The organism is Streptomyces pseudovenezuelae (assembly GCF_029892565.1).
Classification (GTDB): Bacteria; Actinomycetota; Actinomycetes; order Streptomycetales; family Streptomycetaceae; genus Streptomyces; species Streptomyces pseudovenezuelae_A.
In genome coordinates this window covers 627,894-646,571 of sequence record NZ_JARXVH010000006.1, presented here as the reverse complement: position 1 = coordinate 646,571, position 18,678 = coordinate 627,894, and the positions used below count along the sequence as shown (strand labels likewise).

General features: G+C 71.0%; 14 protein-coding genes. 9 read left to right on the top strand and 5 right to left on the bottom strand.

From position 1 onward, the window contains the following. Nucleotides 1-454 precede the first annotated feature (454 nt). Together M2283_RS22860 and ptsP are read left to right on the top strand one after the other, a co-directional pair. Nucleotides 455-904 (top strand): PTS sugar transporter subunit IIA, encoded by a 450-nt coding sequence (locus M2283_RS22860; protein ID WP_280878186.1) that lies wholly within the window; start codon nucleotides 455-457, stop codon nucleotides 902-904. A 77-nt stretch (nucleotides 905-981) separates the two neighbouring features. Next, the gene (ptsP, locus tag M2283_RS22855) at nucleotides 982-2,652 is read left to right on the top strand and encodes a phosphoenolpyruvate--protein phosphotransferase (protein WP_280878185.1); all 1,671 of its coding nucleotides are present in this window, start codon (nucleotides 982-984) and stop codon (nucleotides 2,650-2,652) included. Nucleotides 2,653-2,724: 72 nt separating this feature from the next. Here ptsP and M2283_RS22850 read toward each other — a convergent pair whose 3' ends face one another. Both M2283_RS22850 and M2283_RS22845 read right to left on the bottom strand, forming a co-directional pair. Then, the gene (locus tag M2283_RS22850; RefSeq protein ID WP_280878184.1) at nucleotides 2,725-3,618 is read right to left on the bottom strand and encodes a hypothetical protein; all 894 of its coding nucleotides are present in this window, start codon (nucleotides 3,616-3,618) and stop codon (nucleotides 2,725-2,727) included. Between the two features lie 22 nt (nucleotides 3,619-3,640). Next, nucleotides 3,641-4,906 carry an MFS transporter gene (locus M2283_RS22845; RefSeq protein WP_280878183.1) on the bottom strand — a complete coding sequence of 422 codons (1,266 nt, stop codon included), beginning with the start codon at nucleotides 4,904-4,906 and terminating at the stop codon, nucleotides 3,641-3,643. Between the two features lie 54 nt (nucleotides 4,907-4,960). Between M2283_RS22845 and M2283_RS22840 the strand changes: the two genes are divergently transcribed. Then, a complete protein-coding gene (locus M2283_RS22840) occupies nucleotides 4,961-6,280 on the top strand; it encodes an aminotransferase class I/II-fold pyridoxal phosphate-dependent enzyme (protein WP_280878182.1) in 1,320 nt (439 codons plus the stop codon). Nucleotides 6,281-6,290: 10 nt separating this feature from the next. On the opposite strand, the gene M2283_RS22835 is transcribed toward M2283_RS22840, so the two are convergent. Next, entirely contained in the window at nucleotides 6,291-8,267 is a 1,977-nt protein-coding gene (locus M2283_RS22835; RefSeq protein WP_280878181.1) for an acetoacetate--CoA ligase, read from the bottom strand. Between the two features lie 213 nt (nucleotides 8,268-8,480). On the opposite strand from M2283_RS22835, the gene M2283_RS22830 reads away from it, so the two are divergent. Further along, a complete protein-coding gene (locus M2283_RS22830) occupies nucleotides 8,481-10,847 on the top strand; it encodes a glycoside hydrolase family 31 protein (RefSeq protein WP_280878180.1) in 2,367 nt (788 codons plus the stop codon). 1 nt (nucleotide 10,848) lies between these two features. Here M2283_RS22830 and M2283_RS22825 read toward each other — a convergent pair whose 3' ends face one another. Together M2283_RS22825 and M2283_RS22820 are read right to left on the bottom strand one after the other, a co-directional pair. Next, on the bottom strand, nucleotides 10,849-11,385 hold the full coding sequence (locus M2283_RS22825) for an NUDIX domain-containing protein (RefSeq protein ID WP_280878179.1): 537 nt from the start codon (nucleotides 11,383-11,385) through the stop codon (nucleotides 10,849-10,851). A 47-nt stretch (nucleotides 11,386-11,432) separates the two neighbouring features. After that, complete coding sequence (locus M2283_RS22820) at nucleotides 11,433-12,242, bottom strand: M15 family metallopeptidase (RefSeq protein WP_280878178.1); 810 nt, start codon at nucleotides 12,240-12,242, stop codon at nucleotides 11,433-11,435. A 244-nt stretch (nucleotides 12,243-12,486) separates the two neighbouring features. On the opposite strand from M2283_RS22820, the gene M2283_RS22815 reads away from it, so the two are divergent. From M2283_RS22815 to glpK, 5 genes are all read left to right on the top strand, one after another. Beyond that, nucleotides 12,487-12,912, top strand: coding sequence for a Zn-ribbon domain-containing OB-fold protein (locus tag M2283_RS22815; RefSeq protein WP_280878177.1), 426 nt, complete (start codon nucleotides 12,487-12,489; stop codon nucleotides 12,910-12,912). Then, entirely contained in the window at nucleotides 12,909-14,099 is a 1,191-nt protein-coding gene (locus M2283_RS22810; protein WP_280878176.1) for a lipid-transfer protein, read from the top strand. The genes M2283_RS22815 and M2283_RS22810 overlap by 4 nt, the downstream gene beginning before the upstream one ends. 256 nt (nucleotides 14,100-14,355) lie before the next feature. After that, entirely contained in the window at nucleotides 14,356-16,008 is a 1,653-nt protein-coding gene (locus M2283_RS22805) for a GGDEF domain-containing protein (RefSeq protein ID WP_280878175.1), read from the top strand. 325 nt (nucleotides 16,009-16,333) lie between these two features. Continuing rightward, nucleotides 16,334-17,059: an MIP/aquaporin family protein gene (locus M2283_RS22800; protein WP_280878174.1), complete on the top strand. Its 726-nt coding sequence runs from the start codon at nucleotides 16,334-16,336 to the stop codon at nucleotides 17,057-17,059. A 96-nt stretch (nucleotides 17,060-17,155) separates the two neighbouring features. Further along, complete coding sequence (gene glpK, locus M2283_RS22795) at nucleotides 17,156-18,667, top strand: glycerol kinase GlpK (RefSeq protein WP_280878173.1); 1,512 nt, start codon at nucleotides 17,156-17,158, stop codon at nucleotides 18,665-18,667. Nucleotides 18,668-18,678 lie beyond the last annotated feature (11 nt).

Genomic DNA, 18,678 nt, shown 5'->3' with positions numbered 1-18,678 from the left:
CCCCAACCATGACGGTTAGGGACGGGGTATCAACATATCTGGCGTTGACTTTTGGCACGCTGTTGAGTTCTCAAGGAACGGCCGCTTCCTTTGTATTCACCCTCTCGGGCTTTCCTCCGGGCGCTTCGCTTTCCGTGTTCCAAACTCTATCAGTGTTTTTCCGTCCCCCTGACCACCGTCCTGCAGGCATGCAGAAAGTGACCCCGAGATAGGATCTGACAAGTTGGATGCTGCCAGGCTAGGGCGCTTGGTAGCGTCGCCCGGCCTCAGGCAGGAGTACGACTGTACATGGGGCCCGGAACGGCGTGCAAATCGATTAGACTAGTGGTCTAGACCACTAACTTGTACCTTTCGTGCGGAACCCGCACTTCATATGACATACGCTGCTGCTCAGTGTGCTGTCCGGTACAGGCAGTGACGGCCCGTATGTATCTCCGCCCCCGGGAGGCTCCCCATGACCACCGTGACGTCCCCTCTTGCAGGACGCGCCATCGGACTGGCCGAAGTGCCGGATCCGGTTTTCTCCGGGGCCATGGTCGGCCCGGGCACAGCGATCGACCCCGTGCGTGAGCCTTCCGAGGCCGTTGCGCCCGTGGACGGGGTGATCGTCTCTCTGCACCCGCACGCGTTCGTCGTCGTGGACGACAACGGCCACGGCGTGCTCACCCACCTCGGCATCGACACCGTCCAGCTCAACGGCGAGGGCTTCGAGTTGCTCGTGAACAAGGGCGACACCGTGACCCGTGGACAGAGCGTCGTACGGTGGAACCCGGCCGCCGTCGAGGCCGCCGGCAAGTCCCCGGTGTGCCCCGTCGTGGCACTGGAGGCCACCGCCGAGGCCCTCTCGGATCTGCGTGACACCGGTGACGTGAAGGCCGGCGACAGTCTCTTCGTCTGGCAGTGACACCGGTGCCGTCGTACGACGGCAGGTAGGACAACCATCGCGGCGGCGGGACCCGCCGCACTATCGGGACGGGTGAGATGGAGACAACGCTGCGAGGCGTCGGCGTGAGCCACGGTGTGGCGATCGGCGAGGTTCGGCACATGGGAACGGCGGTGTTGGAGCCGCCTGCCAAGCAGATTCCGGCGGAGGACGCGGAGCGTGAGCAAGGGCGTGCCCACCAGGCCGTGGATGCGGTGGCGGCCGACCTGATTGCACGCGGCAATCTGGCGGGGGGCGAAGCCCAGGCAGTGCTCGAGGCGCAGGCCATGATGGCCCAGGACCCCGAGCTGATGGCGGACGTCGAACGGCGTATCGCCGTCGGGAGCACGGCCGAGCGTGCGGTCTATGACGCGTTCGCCGCCTACCGCGCCCTGCTGGCCGGCGCCGGTGAGTACCTCGCCGGTCGGGTGGCCGACCTCGATGACGTGCGGAATCGTATCGTCGCCCGGCTTCTCGGGGTGCCGATGCCGGGTGTCCCGGACAGCGACGAGCCGTATGTACTGATCGCCCGGGATCTCGCACCCGCCGATACCGCTCTCCTGGACCCGACGCTCGTCCTCGGCTTTGTCACGGAGGAGGGCGGGCCGACCAGTCACAGCGCGATTCTGGCGCGGGCGCTCGGCGTTCCGGCCGTGGTGGCGTTGCCGGGCGCCGGTGAGCTCGCCGAGGGCACGCTGGTCGCCGTCGACGGGAGCACCGGCGAGATCTTCGTGAACCCCAGTGCCGAGAAGAAGGCGCAGTTGGAGGCTGCGGCGGCCGAGCGCAAGGCCGCGCTGTCCGCTTCGACCGGACCGGGTGCGACCTCGGACGGCCACAAGGTGCCGCTGCTGGCGAACGTCGGCGGTCCCGCGGACGTGCCGGCCGCTGTCGAGGCCGGGGCCGAGGGTGTCGGCCTGTTCCGCACGGAGTTCCTCTTCCTGGACGACAGCAAGAACGCGCCGTCGGCGGAGAAGCAGGTCGAGGCCTACCGACAGGTGCTGGAGGCGTTCCCGGAGGGTCGGGTCGTCGTACGTGTGCTGGACGCGGGCGCGGACAAGCCGCTGGACTTCCTCACCCCGGCTGACGAGCCGAACCCGGCGCTGGGCGTGCGGGGGCTGCGTTCCCTGCTGGAACACCCCGACGTGCTGCGCACGCAGCTGGCGGCGCTCGCGCAGGCGGCCGAGGGTCTCCCGGTCTACCTGGAGGTCATGGCGCCGATGGTGGCCGACCGCGCGGACGCCAAGGCGTTCGCCGACGCGTGCCGTGAGGCGGGTCTGCAGGCGAAGTTCGGAGCGATGGTGGAGATCCCGTCCGCCGCTCTGCGGGCGCGGTCGATCCTGCAGGAGGTCGAGTTCCTGTCGCTGGGCACCAACGACCTCGCGCAGTACACGTTCGCGGCGGACCGGCAGGTGGGTGCGGTGTCCCGGCTGCAGGATCCTTGGCAGCCCGCGCTGCTCGACCTGGTCGCGCTGTCAGCGGAGGCGGCGAAGGCCGAGGGCAAGAGCTGCGGTGTCTGCGGTGAGGCCGCGTCCGACCCGCTCCTCGCCTGTGTGCTGACCGGTCTGGGTATCACCTCCCTCTCCATGGGTGCGGCGTCGATCCCCTATGTCCGCACGATGCTGGGCAAGTACACGCTGGCCCAGTGCGAGCGTGCCGCTGCGGCGGCCCGGGCCTCGGACAGTGCCGAGGAGGCACGCAACGCGGCTCAGGCGGTGCTGTCCGGCGAGTAGTCGGGATGGCGCACTCGTCGGCTGGTCTTCAGGGGCGCTCCACCTGCGGGTGGGGCGCCCCTTGGGTTTTCGTCAGTGGTGGTGGCCCGGCGGCTGTTCCTCCTCGCCGAGGTCGGGCGGCAGGGAGTAGTCGACGCCCGATTCCGGGGAGATCAGGTCCCCGGACTCCATGTCCCTGCAGTAGGCGTCGAAGACCTCGCCGGCGGTGAGGGGTTGGAGGCCTTCTCCGCGTAGTCGCCAGCCGTAGACCCGGTCGGCGGTCCCGGGGGCGCTGGTGCGCATGACGAGTCCTCCGGGGCTCTGGGTGGCGATGCCGAGAGCCAGGACGGTGGTGAACTCCAGGGCCTCGGCTTCGTCGAGTTGTGTGGTGCCGTCGTCGTCCTGGTCGACGTGCAGGACGGAGACGAGTGTTTCCGGGGTTGCCGAGACGCTGCAGACGAGGTGACGGTTGCCGGGCGGTGCTGTGTCGAGGATGCGGACGAGGAGTCCGGAGGCGCGGGTGAAGGTGGCGCGGCCGATGTCCTCGCCGCAGGAGGCGCAGGGGCCGAGGCGGGCGAGGAGTGTGGACGCGTACTCCCAGGTGGCCTGGCGGACCGCTTCGTCGACGAGGGCGGGGACGAGGTCGGCCAGAGCTTGGCCGTCGTAGGGCAGGCTCGGGCCTGTCGTCGCCAGTTCGGCGGTGAAGCGGGTGCGGCTGTACGGGTCGTCGGGGTCCAGGCCGGCTTCGGTGCAGAAGTCGGCGTACTCCTGTGGGTCGAAGAGGGCGACGGTGGTGTGGCTGCCCTGGGAGGCGCGGGTTTTGAGGAGTGCTTCCACCTGCCGCAGGTAGGTGGGGTGGTCGTCGAAGGTGAAGGTGCGGTAGCGCCGCATGGCGCGGAAGTCGTACTCGTCGGTCAGCAGGCCGATGGTGCCCGCGATTTCGCGGCGCAGAACGCGTCGCATCGTCTGGTGGTCCTGGTGCGCCATGTTTCCCCCTGTGCGCGGTCGATCAATGCTCACTCACAGTAACCGGCGGCACTGACAACGGCGTCCGAGCGAGGCGTTCGCGGACCAGGCGGTGCTGAAACAGGCTGGTCAGGGCGATGGCTGTGCCGAAGGCGGTCCAGCCGAGGGGGCCGGTGGCGATGGCCGCGGTGACGGCGAGTGGTCCCACGCTGCGTTGGGCGGACTGGGCGAGGCCGTGGACGCCGAGGTAGGCGCCCTGGGCGGTGGTGGGGGCGAGGGCGACGGAGAGCTCCCAGGAGACGGTGGCGTGGAGCATCTCGGCCATGGTGAAGGCGACGGCCGCTGCGGTGAGGAACAGAGTGGCCGTGATGATCCCGCCGGTGGCCGAGAGCGCCATGGCCGCGCCGCCCAGGGCGAAGGCCACCGACACGGGGACGAGGAGGGTGCGGGCTGCGGCCGTGGTGGTGCCGAATCTGGCCAGGGGGACCTGGAGTGCCACCACCATCACGTTGTTGAGGACCAGCAGCAGGGGTGCGAGACCGTGCGGTGCGTTGGAGGCGTGGGCGATCCACAGGGGCAGGCCGACCTTGAAGACGGCGTCGTCGAGGAAGAGGACGGTCTCGGAGGCGACGTAGACGAGATAGGTGCGGTCGCGCCAGGGGCTTGCCGGTTTGGTGGTGGGTGGCGGGGCCTTCGAGGTGGCGACCGTGCGGGAGGCGGTCCGGGGTTCGCCGCAGCGCAGGGTGAGGAGGGCGGAGCCGAGGAAGGACAGGGCGTCGCCGGTGAGCAGCCACTGGTACGCGGTGGTGGTGCCGAGGGCGAGGGCCGCGGCGGCGGTGAGGCCGCCCAGGGCCCACCCGGCGTTGGCGACGGTGCGGTGGAAGGCCTGGTAGCGGACGCGGTCGGGGCCCGCGACGCGGGTGGCGTAGAGCCTGGTGAGGATGTTCGCGGCGCGGTCGCCGAGGCTGCCGACGGCCGAGTAGGCCAGCAGTAGGGCGTACTCGTGGGTGGTGAGGAGGGCGAAGGAGGCGACGGCGCGCAGGAGTTGGACGGTGATCAGGATGCGGGTGATCGGGAAGCGGTCGGCGAGGCGGCCGCCCAGGGGTGCGCCGGCGATGCCGATGGCTCCGGCGCTCGCGGCGAGCGTGCCGACCTGGGCGACCGAGAGGTGCGAGACGTAGGTGAAGTACAGGACGGAGACGGAGGCCCACAGGCCGCTGCCGATGCGGTCGACGAGGGCGATGGCGAGCATTCTGCGCCCGTCGCGCCCTCCGGGTATCCGGTTCGACCATGCGGCTGCGCGGCGCATCGGATGCACTGCTCCCCCTTGCTTCCAGTTATGTACTGATACATACTTGGCAACGTGGCAACACAATATGCGATCAGTGGTACGACGGCCAAGGGGATTGCCGCGTCCGTCGAACGGGGCGTGGCGGAGGGCGTGTTGGGGCCGGGAGCCGCACTGCCCCCGGTGCGGCGGCTGGCGGACGATCTCGAGGTCAGTCCGGGAACGGTCGCCACGGCCTACAAGGAACTGCGGCAGCGCGGAATCGTCGTCACGCGCGGGAGGGGCGGGACCGTCGTGGCTGCGGAGCCGGCGGTGGCGTCGCGGCGGCCGCCCAAGGTTCCGGAGGGGCTGCGGGATCTGTCCGGCGGACACCCCGATCCCGCGCTGCTTCCCGCTCTCGTACCGCCCTCACGCCTCTCCCCCGGTGCCCGGTCGCACCGTGCCGCGCCCAGGTTGGCGCGGCTGGAGCAGGTGGTGCGTGACTGGGTCGGGTCCGACGGTGTGCCCGTGGAGCACGTGACGTTCGCGCACGGGGCGCTGGATCTGATCGGGCGGCTGCTCTCCGTGGAGCTGCGGCCGGGGGATGCCGTGGCCATGGAGGACCCCGGATATCACCACCTGCTGGATCTGGTCACGGCCCTGGGGCTGCGAATCGTCCCGGTGGCCGTGGATGACGAGGGGGTGCGACCCGAGGCGTTGGACGGTGCGCTGCGCGCGGGTGTGCGCGCGTTGGTGTGCAGTCCGCGGGCGCAGAATCCGTACGGCGGCTGCTTCTCGGTGGCTCGGCGGGACGCGTTGGTCGAGGTGCTCCGGGGCGAGCCGGATGTGTTGGTCGTCGAGAACGATCACGCGTCCGCCGTGGCCGGCGCGCCCTTGCGCACGTTGACCGCCGGCGGGCTGCCGCGGTGGGTGCATGTGCGGACGGTGAGCAAGTTCCTGGGGACCGACCTGCGGTGGGCGGCGGCGGCGTGCGACGCGACCACGCTGGCCCGGCACGACGGGCGGATGCTGTTGACGTCGGGCTGGGTCAGTCATCTGCTCCAGGAGACCGTGCACGGGCTGTTGACCGATGACGGCACGCGCGCGTTGGCGGCTCGCGCCCAGGGGACGTACGAGGAGCGCCGTACCGCCCTCCTTGAGGAGCTCGGTTTCCGCGGGATCGCGGCGCACGGGGCGAGCGGGATGAACGTGTGGGTGCCCGTGCGGGACGAGTCGGACGTGGTGAACGGGCTGCGGTCGTACGGGTGGTGGGTCGCGTCGGGGGCGAGGTTCCGGCTGGCGTCGGGGCCCGGGGTACGGATCTCCGTCGCCGAGCTCGAGCCGGTCGACGCGGCGCGGCTGGCCTCGGACTTCGCCGTCGTGCTCGGTGAGTCCGAGGCCACCTACGGGGGTTGACCCGCCGGGGTCAGGCGCGCTTGCGGGCGAGGTCCTCGTAGTAGTGCAGCAGGTCGAGGTTGTCGATGGAGCCCGGGTTGACCGCCTTCTCCAACGGGGTGCCCTGGAGGAGGCGTTTGACCGGGACCTCGATGCGCTTGCCGGTCAAGGTGTGGGGGATGCCGGGGACTTCGATGACCTCGTCCGGTACGTGGCGCGGTGAGAGCTGTTCGCGGATGGTCTGCTTGATCCGGCCCAGGAGGGCCTCGTCGAGGACCGCGCCGGGCGCCAGGTGCACGAAAAGGGGCATCCAGTAGCCGCCGTCGGGCTGTTCGATGCCGATGACGAGGGACTCTTTGATCTCGGGCAGGCGTTCGACAGCTTCGTAGATGTCCGCCGAACCCATGCGCACGCCCTGGCGGTTGAGGGTCGAGTCGGAGCGGCCGTGGATGACGACCGAGCCGCGGGACGTGACGGTGATCCAGTCGCCGTGGCGCCACACACCGGGGTAGGTCTCGAAGTAGCTGTCGTGGTAGCGGCTGCCGTCGGGGTCGTTCCAGAAGCGGATGGGCATCGACGGCATGGGGTTGGTGACGACGAGTTCGCCGACCTCGTCGATCAGGGGGTTTCCGCTCGGGTCCCAGGACTGCAGGTCGGTCCCGAGACCGGGTGCCTGGAGCTCACCGATGTACACCGGGAGGGTCGGTACGGCTCCCGCGAAGCAGGAGCACACGTCCGTGCCGCCGCTCACGGACGCCATCCACAGGTCGGCCCCGCTCTCCGCGAACTCGTCGTGCAGCCAACGGAATCCGTCGGGCGGCAGCGGTGATCCCGTGGTGGCCACGCACTTCACCCTGGAGAGGTCGAACTCGCGCGCCGGGTGCACGCCGGCCTTGCGGCAGGCCATGACGTAGGCCGCCGAGGTGCCGTAGAGGGTGGCCCCGGTGCGTTCGGCGATGCGCCACTGGGCGCCGGTGTCCGGGAAGCCGGGGCTGCCGTCGTAGAGCACGATCGTGGTGCCGGTGAGGAGGCCGGAGACGAGGAGGTTCCACATCATCCAGCCGGTCGACGTGTACCAGAAGAAACGGTCCTCTGGGCCGAGGTCGCAGTGCAGGCCGAGCTGTTTGAGGTGCTCGATCAGGATGCCGCCCTGGGACTGGACGATGGCCTTGGGGAGACCGGTCGTGCCCGAGGAGTAGAGCACCCACAGGGGGTGCTCGAAGGGCACCTGCTCGAAGACGGGCTCCACGTCCGCGCCCGTCAGGGCCGACCACTCCAGGGCGCCCTCGGGGGCTTCGGTGCCGAGCAGGGGGATGTGCACCACGGCACGCAGCGTGGGCAGTTCGCGGCGCAGTTCGGCGACGATCTCGCGGCGGTCGTGCTCCTTGCCGCCGTAGCGGTAGCCGTCGACGGTGAACAGGACGACCGGCTCCACCTGCTGGAAGCGGTCCAGCACGCTGCGGGCACCGAAATCGGGGGCGCAGGAGGTCCAGACGCCGCCCACGGCGGCCGTGGCGAGGAAGGCGACGACGGCCTGCGGAACGTTCGGGAGATAGCCGCTCACGCGGTCGCCGGGGCGTACACCGAAGGCGCGCAGCTCGGCGGCCAGGGAACCGACCTGACGGCGCAGCTCCGCCCAGGTGACCGGGCGTGGTTCGTGGGTCTCGTCGACATACAGGAGGGCCGGTTCGGCCGCGCGGGTGGCGCTCGCGCGCAGGGCGTGCTCGGCGTAGTTGAGGGTCGCTCCGGGGAACCACTGGGCGCCCGGCATCGAGCGGTCGCCCAGTACGCGCGCGTAGGGCGTCGAGAACCGTACGTCGAACCATTCGACGACGGCTTTCCAGAAGGTGTCCAGCTCGTCGACGGACCAGCGGTGCAGGGCCGTGTAGCCGCCCTCGGCCGGGGCGCCGTGCTGCTCGGCCGCCCAGGCCTGGAACTTGGTGACCTGGGCCTCGGCGATGCGCTCCGGGTCTGGTTGCCAGAGCGGCTGGGGGTTCACGGTCGACATGGGGCGGCTCCCGGACTGTGCGCGTCGTGTGCGTCGGCCGCGCACGGGCTCGGGTGTGCGCGCGACGCGGCTGACACGGACGATGCCATGTGATCCACTTCTACACCAGGGTGCGCCCCACACGGTCCGCGTCGTGAAGATGTGGCCAGGGCACGGGTGAACGCGAGTTGAACGGTACGCGTGCGTGGAGCGGTAAATGGCAGGGTGAGCAGCATGGACGGTCGTGACCTGGTGCGTTCGGTGAAGGCGGTCGGCTCCACGGGAGCGGCCCAGAGCTTGCGTACCGTGGCGGCGGCCTGGCGCAGGCGGCGCACGGACGCCGCCGCACTGCCCCCGCGGGGCGCCGAGCGTGCGCGGGTGCCCGGGGTGGTGCGCGAGGTGGAGCCCGGTCCGGGCGGCGGCGTCATCCGGTTCACCCGCTCCGAGCTGCGGATCGTGGTCGCCGTGAACGGGGTGGTCTTCTGGGGCTGGGACGGGGCCGGTCCCGAGCCGTCGTACGCGCTGGCCGGCCGCTGCCCGGAGCCGGATCCTCGCGCGCTCCTGGAGCCGGACAAGGACGGTGGCTGGCGGGTCGTGGCGGAGCGCATGACGGTCGCCGTCTCGCGGCACGGCGCGGTCGAGGTGCGTACGCCGGGTGGTGTGGTCCTGCGCCGGGATCTCCCGCCGCGGTGGTGGGAGCCGGTCGGCGGAGGTGCGGCACGGTGGATGCAGCGCTCGGAGGTGGCCTCGGACGCGCGGTTCTTCGGGCTCGGCGGGCGGGCCTCGGGGCCTCGGCTGCGGGACGGGACGTACCGCCTGTGGAACACCGATCCGGGCCGCGCGTTCGGGCCCGGCGACGATCCGCTGTACGTCACGATGCCGGTGCAGCTGGTGGTGGCCGACGCGGCCACGCATCTGGTGTTCCACGACTCCTCGTGGGACGGCACGGTGACGCTGCGGGAGGGCGAGGAGGGGGCCGGTTCCGGGCACGACCGGGCGGGGTCGAGCGAGCTGCGGATGGACGGCGGTCCGCTGCGCTGCTGGGCGATGGTGGGCACCCCCGCGCGCGTGCTGCTCGCCTGGGCGTCGCTGACGGGTGCGCCCGCGCTGCCGCCCGCGTGGGCGCTGGGGTACCACCACGCGCGCTGGGGCTTCGGCAGCGAGCGAGAGGTGCGGCGGATCGTCTCGGGCTATCAGGAGCGCGAACTGCCGCTCGACGCCGTCCATCTGGACATCGACCATTACGACGAGCACCAGGTGTTCACCGTCAACCGCGAGCACTTCCCCGAACTACCGGTACTGGCGCAGGAGTTGCGGCGGTCCGGGATCCGGCTCGTGTCCATCGTCGACCCGGGAGTGCGAGCGGTGCCGGGCAACGCGGTGTACGACAGCGGGACGGCCGAGGACGCGTTCGTGCGGGACGCCCTGGGGCGGCCGGTGCGCGGTGTGGTGTGGCCCGGCGAGTCGGTCTTCCCGGACTTCACGCACGCGCGTGTGCGTGAGTGGTGGGGCCGTCTGTACGAGGAGCGGCTCGCGCAGGGGTTCGCGGGTTTCTGGCACGACATGAACGAACCCACCTCCTTCACCGCCTTCGGGGAGTCGACTCTGCCTCGGTCGGCGAGGCACTCCCTGGAGGGCCGGGGCGGGGACCATCGCGAGGCACACAACGTCTACGCCCTGTGCATGGCCAAGGCCGGCTACGACGGGCTGCGCGAACTGGCGTCCCGGGAGCGGCCGTTCGTCTTCTCGCGCTCCGGGTGGGCCGGCATGCAGCGCTACGGGGGCACGTGGTCCGGCGATGTGGCGACGGGCTGGCCCGGGCTGCGGGCCTCGTTGTCGCTGGTGATGGGGCTCGGGCTGTGCGGTGTGCCGTACTCGGGGCCCGACGTCGGCGGCTTCGACGGGAGTCCCTCGCCTGAGCTGTATCTGCGGTGGTTCCAACTCGGCGCGTATCTGCCGCTGTTCCGCACGCACGCGAGTCTGCGGGCGGGTCGGCGGGAGCCTTGGGAGTTCGGCGCCGAGGTGCTGGAGCACGCGCGGGTGGCGCTCGTCGAACGCCGGCGGCTGCTGCCGTACTTCGTGACGCTGGCGCATCTGGCCCGGCGCACGGGGGCGCCGTACGTACGACCGTTGTGGTGGGGCGCGCCCGAGGACCGGGCGCTGCGTGACTGCGAGGACGCGTTCCTGTTGGGCGACTGCCTGTTGGTGGCGCCGGTGCTGGATCCGGGCGCGGACCGGCGGGCGGTGCAGCTGCCCCGGGGGCGTTGGTACGACACCGTCACGGAGCAGGCGTACGAGGGGCCCGGTCAGGTGCTCGTCGATGCCCCCTTGTCGCGCATCCCGGTGCTCGCGCGCGCTGGTGCCGTCGTCCCCGTGCGCGGGGACGACGGCGGTCTGGAGTTGGAGGTGTGGGCACCCGCCCAGGGACGCACCGGCGGTGGGCTGGTGGTGGCGGACGCGGGCGACGGCTGGGACGAGCCGGAGTTGGAGCGCTACGTGACCCGTTGGGAGGGCCGCCGCCTGGTGGTCGAGCGGGAGGGCGAGAGCGGCGCCGGTGAACCGCCCTACCCGGTACGCGTGCGTGGGCTCGGGGAGCGCTAGGTCAGATGTACCGGCCCTCGAAGAACGCCCGCACCGCCAACGTGTGCAGCGGGAAGGCGAGTTCCCCGGCCCGGCGCAGGAGATGCCAGCCCTCGGTCTCGTCCGTGGCGGCGGACCGCGGCAGGCCTTCGGCCGGGCGTTCCGGGAGGAGCCCGAACAGCAGCAGGTGGCCGTCGGGCGCGCTCATGGCGTCGACGAGGCGCACCTCGCGGCCGGCCGCGTCGATGCCGGTCTCCTCCTTGAGCTCGCGCACGACGGCCTGCCGCCAGTCCTCGCGGTCGTCGATGTAACCGCCGGGCAACGCGATGCTCCCGCGCGCGGGAGCGATGGTGCGGGTGATGACGACCAGGGCGGTGCCCTTCGTGTCGTACACGGGCTGGAGCGCGATCGCGACGGGCAGCGGGTTGCGGTAGGCAACCGAGTGGCAGGCCGGGCAGGTGCGCGGCCAGCCGGAGACGCCCTCTCCATAGGGCGCTCCGCAGCTCGAACAGTGGGAATCGGGCGCGGAGTTGGAAGTGGAGGCTTGGGTTTCGGACACGCGGCGGACTGTATCCGATCGGGGGAAGGGCGTCTCCCGGGGGCCGCTCAGTCGCCGCTGATGAGGGACTTCCAGGACACGGGGAAGTCGAAATAGGTGTCCGGGTAGGGCTCCGGCTTGAACGTGTAGTGCCACCACTCCTCGGCGAGGTTCACGAATCCCAGGTTCTCCAGGGTGCCTTTGAGGAGCAGCCGGTTGGCGCGTTGCTGGCCCTGAATGCGCGGGTCGAGGGTGTGCGCCAGGGTGTCGAAGCAGTCGAAGCCGGTGCCCATGTCGACGGAGTTGTCCGGGAAGCGCTCGTCCTGGGGTGCGAAGCAGGGCACGAGCGGCTCTCCGGGCTGGTACGGCCGGGTGGGACGCGCGGGCAGCTTCGCGATCGTGAGGTCCATGGTCGAGCCGCGGCTGTGGCCGGACTTCTCCGCGATGTAACCGTCCTCGAACAGCCGGGTCTTGTCGACGTTCGGGTAGAACTCGCCCTTCATCGCCTGGTCGTCGAGGTCCTCGGCCCAGCGGACGAAGTGGTTCACGGCGCGCTGGGGCCGGTAGCAGTCGTAGACCTTCAGGGTGTAGCCCTGACTGCGCAGTTCGGTCTGGGCCTGGTGGAGCGCTTCGGCGGCGGGGCGGGTGAGGATGCAGATCGGTTGCCGGTAACCGTCGATGCGCTCGCCCACGAAGTTGTGCACGGTGAAGTAGCGCATCTCCTGGATGATCGTCGGGTCCACGGTGCTCAGGGCCACGAAGTCGTTCGGCGCCTTGGGCTCGGTGGTCGCCCGGGCGGTGGCGGAGGCGGCGGTCACGGCCAGCAGGGCGGCGAGCAGAGTGATCAGGCCGCGTACTGCACTGGAGAGACGTGTCATGTCTCCTGCATCTATCAGGTTCGCGTTGCGCGCGGGAAGCGATCGGATGCAGTTCACCCCGAATGCGCCGAGGGACGGCCGGAACCACCCCCGTGGGCCCCGGCCGTCCCTCCCGTACGACGACGCCGCAAGGGCCTGATCGGTTCGGTCGGACGCCCTCCAATTTTCCGGTGCCCATGACACACTCCTGACGGTCCGTCAGATGTCAGCCCGGGGAGGGATTTTGTCACGTACACGCACGCCTGTGGTCGACGGTTGGTTCGCCGGCGACGGGGACGACTTCCGGCTCCTCGGCACGCGCTGCTCGCTCTGCGCCTCGGTCTTCTTCCCCCGCGAGGACGCCCACTGCCGCAATCCCGCCTGCCACGGCGGGGACCTGGCGCAGATCCCGCTCTCGCGCCACGGACGGATCTGGTCGTACACGGACAGCCGGTACCGGCCTCCGTCACCCTATGTGACGAACCCGGAACTTCCGTGGGAGCCGTACGCGTTGATCGCGGTAGAGCTGGCAGCCGAGCGGATCGTGGTGCTGGGACAGGCGGCTCCCGGGGTCACCGTCGCCGAACTGACGGTGGGCATGGAGGTGGAGGTCGTCCCGGGCGTGCTCCATGAGGACGCGGAGACGACCTGGACGACCTGGCAGTGGCGGCCGACGGGGGTGACGGCATGACGGGTGAGGTGGCGGTGCTGGGCGCGGGGATGCACCCGTGGGGCAAGTGGGGGCACAGCTTCGTCGAGTACGGGGTGACGGCGGCCCAGGCGGCGCTCGCCGACGCCGGGCTGGACTGGCGGGACATCGGCTCGGTGGTCGGCGCGGACACGGTGCGTGGCGGCTATCCGGGATACGTGGCCGGCGCGACCTTCGCCAAGGCACTGGGCTGGCAGGGGGCGCGGGTGACGAGCGTGTACGCGGCGTGCGCGTCGGGGGCGCAGGCCGTCAACACCGCGCGGGCGCAGCTACTTTCGGGCCTCGCGGACGTGGTCCTGGTGGTGGGCGCCGACGCGGCACCCAAGGGCTTCTTCCGGCCCGCGGGCGGGGACCGGCAGGACGATCCCGACTGGCTGCGCTTCCGCGTCCTGGGCGCGACCAATCCGACGTACTTCGGGCTGTACGCCCGCCGCCGCATGGCCGTGCACGGGGACACACCGGAGGACTTCGCGCAGGTCAAGGTGAAGAACTCGGCGATGGGCGCGCTCAACTCCCACGCGCGCTACCGCAAGCGGGTCACCGCGGAGGAGGTCGCCGCCTCGGCCGTGGTCGCCGATCCGCTCCGGCTGCTCGACATCTGCGCGACCTCGGACGGCGGGGCGGCGCTGGTGCTGTCCAGCATGGAGTTCGCGCGCCGCCACGGGGCACCGGACCCGGTGCGGATCCGGGCGGTGTCCACGGTGACGCCGCGCTACCCGAGCACCGTGCTGGATCTGCCGGACATCGCGACGGACTCGGCGGTGGCGGTGGAGCCCGCGGCGGAGACGTTCAGGGCATCGATCGCCCGCGCGGCCTACGAGGAGGCGGGCATCGGCCCAGAGGACCTCTCCCTCGCCGAGGTCTACGACCTGTCCACCGCCCTGGAGTTGCAGTGGTACGAGGATCTCGGGCTCTGCGCGGAGGGCGAGGCCGCGAAGCTGCTCCGAGAGGGCGCGACGAGCCACGGTGGGCGTATACCGGTGAACGTGAGCGGAGGGCTGGCCTCTTTCGGGGAGGCGGTTCCGGCGCAGGCGATAGCCCAAGTGTGCGAGCTGGTCCGGCAGTTGAGGGAGGAGGCGGGAGACCGGCAGGTCGCGGGGGCGCGAGTGGGGATCACCGCGAACCAGGGGCTGCTCGGGCACGGGTCGGCGGTGATCGCGGTGCGGTGAGGGGGTGGGGGCCGTGCGGGAAGGGTCGGTCGCGGTGCGGCGAAGCGCCAGTCGTGCTGCGGGAGGCGCCGGTCGCCGTCCTGCGAAGCGGTGCCCGCGAACACCGGCGGACATGTCGCACATGTTCCCGGCAGGGCACGTGGACGCACCAGATGGGGCAAGCCCTTGCTCGTACGCTGTGTGACCGGCCCGGAATCCTGCGTGAACGTCTTATGAACTGGCCCTGGGCGTGCGCCGGTGGGGTCATTATGCTGCCGTGCGCTCCTGGACGGATACTCTCCGCTTCGCCTTCCAGCCGGTGGTCAACCTGACCACCGGAGGGGTCGCGGGGCTGGAGATACTCGCTCGGCCGGAGAGCGGCGACGTCCTGGCCGAGGCCCGCCGGGACCCCGAACTCGACGGCAGACTCGCCGTGTTGGCGGTCCGGGCGGCCGCGCGCCGGGAGACGCTGCTGCCGCTGCACGTCAACGTGTTCGCCGGCACCCTCGCCGATCTAGGCGGCCTCACCCCGCTGCACGACGCCGTGCGGGCGGTGGGACGGCTGCCCTGGGAGGTGACCGTCGACATCGGCCCGCCCTACACGCACGTGCCCCAGCAGGCCCTCCTGGAGGCCGTCAGCGCGCTTCGGGAGCAGGGCTTCCGGATCAGTGCGGACGGCATCGGGGACGGCGACGTACCGCTGCGGCTGCTCACCGACATGGCGCCCGACCTGGTGAAGCTCGACGCGTCGTTGCTGCGGCGGCCCGCGGCGGTACGGGCGATGCGGACGCTGTGCGAGCAGTTGGGAGCGCTGCTGTCCGTGGAGGGCGTGGAGACGGAGGGGCAGTACGCGGCGGCGCTGTCGGCCGGTGCGCAGTTGGCCCAGGGCGAGTTGTTCGCGCCGCCGTCCCGGCTGCCCGTCGCGGACGTATACGTTCCGCCGCGCCCGCCCGACGCCGTGGCGATGCCGAAGTCGGGTCCGTCGGTGCGGGAGTTCGTGCGGCCGGCCGCCCTGTTGCCCGCCACCGCGTCGGCCGGTCAGGTGCGGGCGCTGCTGACCGGCTCGCCGGAGGTGTCCGGGGTGCTGCTCGTGGACAGGCACGGGGTCCCGGTGCGGTCGGTGCACCGCTCGCGCTTCCTGCTGTCGATGTCGGGGCGCTACGGACACGCGCTCTACGCCGACCGGCCCGCCGCCAGACTCGGTGATCCGCCGCGGACGGTGGGCGTCGACGCCACCGCGTGGGAGGTCCTGGACGTGCTCGCCGTGGGCGACCGGGACCGCACCTCGGACGACGTGGCGGTCGTCGACCGCTACGGGCGGTGCCTGGGCGTCGTACGACTCGCGGATCTCGTACGGGCGTTGGCCGAGAGCCGGGTCGAGGAGGCGGCCGGGCTCAACCCGCTGACGCGGCTGCCCGGTTCGGACGCGATCACCGCAGAGGTGGACCGGCGGATCGCGGACGGGCGGACGTTCGCGCTGAGTTGGCTGGATGTGGACCACTTCAAACAGGTCAACGACGGGGCCGGGTTCGCGGCGGGCGACGAGCTGATCCGGTCGGTGGGGCGGGCGTTGCAGCACTCGGCGTCGGCGAGCACCCGGGTCGGCCATATCGGCGGGGACGACTTCCTGGTGCTCGCCGATCCGGAAGGCCTGGATCCGCTGGCCGTCTCGGTGCTGGACACGCCCTGGTCGGCCGGCGGGCGACCCGTCACGTTGTCCCTGGCCACGGTCCTGTGCCCGCCGGGCAGTGTGAGCGACCACCGGCAGGCCGCCGCCTGTCTGGCGCCGCTGAAGCAGGCCGCGAAGTCGCTGTACGGGGTGAGTTGGGTGCTGGGCCGGGCGGGTCTGCCCGGCCACGAGATCCTGCGCGGCTCGGGGGCGGCGCCCGCGCAGGCGGGGTGCGCGGTGGCGGAGCCCGGGCGGGGCTGACTCGCCCTCGCCGGGCGGACCGGTGCCACCCCGTCCGCTGTCATCGTTCCCGTCCGCGACCTTGACGCTCTCTGGGCACCGGTGAACACTTCCCGGTGTCGGTCGACATCGCCGTACATACACGGCGTATCCACGCACTGCGCCGCGGGCCCCGCCTGAGCACCAGGCCCACTCGCCAGGGCGATTCGGCCAGGACGGCACGCTCGTCACGGACGCCGAGCGGGGCGCGGGTTCTTCCCTGCCTTCGGCTGAAGTCGCCATGGGAAACGCACCCTGCACGGAGGCCCGGGGTCGATCGCCCCCGGGCCAGGTCCTAGGAGCCGCCATGAGCAACGGAGACATCTTTCTCGGCGAAGTCATCGGCACCGCAATCCTGATTCTGTTCGGCGCCGGTGTGGTCGCCGCGGTCGTGCTGAACTACTCCAAGGCGAAGGACGGCGGCTGGATCGTCATCGCCTTCGGCTGGGGGTTCGGCGTGATGGCCGGGGCGTACACCGCCGCACCGCTGTCCGGCGGCCACCTGAATCCGGCGGTGACGATCGGCATCGCCATCGACACCGGGAAGTGGGACAAGGTCCCGATCTACATAGCCGGGCAGATGGTCGGCGCCATTCTCGGCGCGGTGCTGTGCTGGCTGGTCTATCTCGCGCAGTTCCAGGCGAACGCCGAGGAGGAGATGGCCCAGCCGACCCTCGGGATCTTCTCCACGACCCCCACGATCCGCAATCCCGTGGCGAACCTCATCACCGAGATCATCGCCACCGTCGCGCTGGTCCTGCCCATCCTGGCCTTCGGGCTGACGAAGGGACTCGGCGAGTCCGGCACGGCCGTCCTGGTCGTCTCGTTCCTGGTGGTCGGCATCGGTCTGTCCCTCGGCGGCCCGACTGGCTACGCCATCAACCCGGCCCGCGACCTGGGCCCCCGTATCGTCCACGCCCTGCTCCCGATCCCCAACAAGGGCACCTCGGACTGGAGTTACGCGTGGATCCCGGTGGTGGGACCGCTGATCGGCGGGGCGCTCGCCGGGCTCATCTTCAACGCCGCCTTCTGATCCACGGCCCTCCGATCCCGCAGCCGCCCTCCGATCCCGCAGCCGCCTTCCGATCCTCCACAGCAGCCTTCCGAAGTACACGACGAAGGGGACGTCATGACGGACAAGTTCGTCGCCGCCATCGACCAGGGCACGACCTCCAGCCGCTGCATCGTCTTCAACCAGGACGGCGCGATCGTCGCCGTCGACCAGCGTGAGCACCGCCAGATCTTCCCCAAGCCGGGCTGGGTGGAGCACGACGCCACCGAGATCTGGTCGAAGGTGCAGGCGGTGGTCGCCGGGGCGATCGCCAAGGCCGGGCTGCGCGCCGACCAGCTCAGCGCGCTCGGCATCACCAACCAGCGCGAGACCACGGTCCTGTGGGACCGCGCCACGGGCAAGCCCGTGCACAACGCGATCGTGTGGCAGGACATGCGCACCGCGGCCCTGTGCGAGCAACTCGGCGGTACGGACGGGCAGGACCGGTTCCGTGAGCAGACGGGCCTGCCGCTGGCCACCTACTTCGCCGGCCCCAAGGCGGCCTGGCTGCTCGACAACGTGCCCGGCCTCAGGGCCCGCGCCGAGAACGGCGAGATCGCCTTCGGGACCATCGACTCCTGGCTGATCTGGAACCTCACCGGCGGCACCGACGGCGGCAAGCACGTCACCGACGTGACCAACGCCGGGCGGACCATGCTGATGAACCTGGAGACTCTCCAGTGGGACCAGTCCATCCTGTCCGCGATGAACATCCCCGAGGCCGTCCTCCCGGAGATCAGGTCCTCGGCCGAGACCTACGGCACCGCCGTGGGCCAACTGGCCGGTGTGCCCGTCGCCTCGGCCCTCGGCGACCAGCAGGCGGCCATTTTCGGACAGGCCTGCTACGACGTGGGCACGGCCAAGAACACGTACGGCACGGGCAGTTTCCTGCTGCTCAACACCGGCAACCGGCCGGTGCCCTCGAAGAACGGGCTGCTGACGACGATGGGTTACAAGATCGGCAGCGAGGCGCCGGTCTACTGCCTGGAGGGGTCGATCGCCATCACGGGCGCCCTGGTCCAGTGGTTCCGCGACCAACTCGGCATCATCCGGGCCGCCGACGACATCGAGCCGCTGGCGGCGAGCGTCGACGACAACGGTGGCGCCTACATCGTGCCCGCGTTCTCCGGCCTGTTCGCACCGTACTGGCGGTCCGACGCGCGCGGGGTGATCACGGGCCTGACGCGGTACGTCACCAAGGCGCACCTGGCCCGGGCCGTGCTGGAGGCGACGAGCTGGCAGACGCGTGAGGTCGTGGACGCCATGTACCAGGACTCCGGGGTGCAGATCACCACCCTGAAGGTGGACGGCGGCATGACCAAGAACAACCTCCTGATGCAGCACCAGGCGGACGTGCTCGACGTACCGGTGGTCCGTCCCAAGGTCTCGGAGACGACCTGCCTCGGCGCCGCGTACGCGGCCGGGCTCGCCACCGGCGTGTGGAACGACCTCGACGAGCTCAAGGCGCACTGGCAGAAGGACGTGGAGTGGACGCCCTCCATGGAGGCGTCGGTCCGCGACCGCGAGTACCACAACTGGCGCAAGGCGGTGGAGAAGAGCTTCGCCTGGGAGGAGGGCACCGAGAACTAGGCACCCACGCA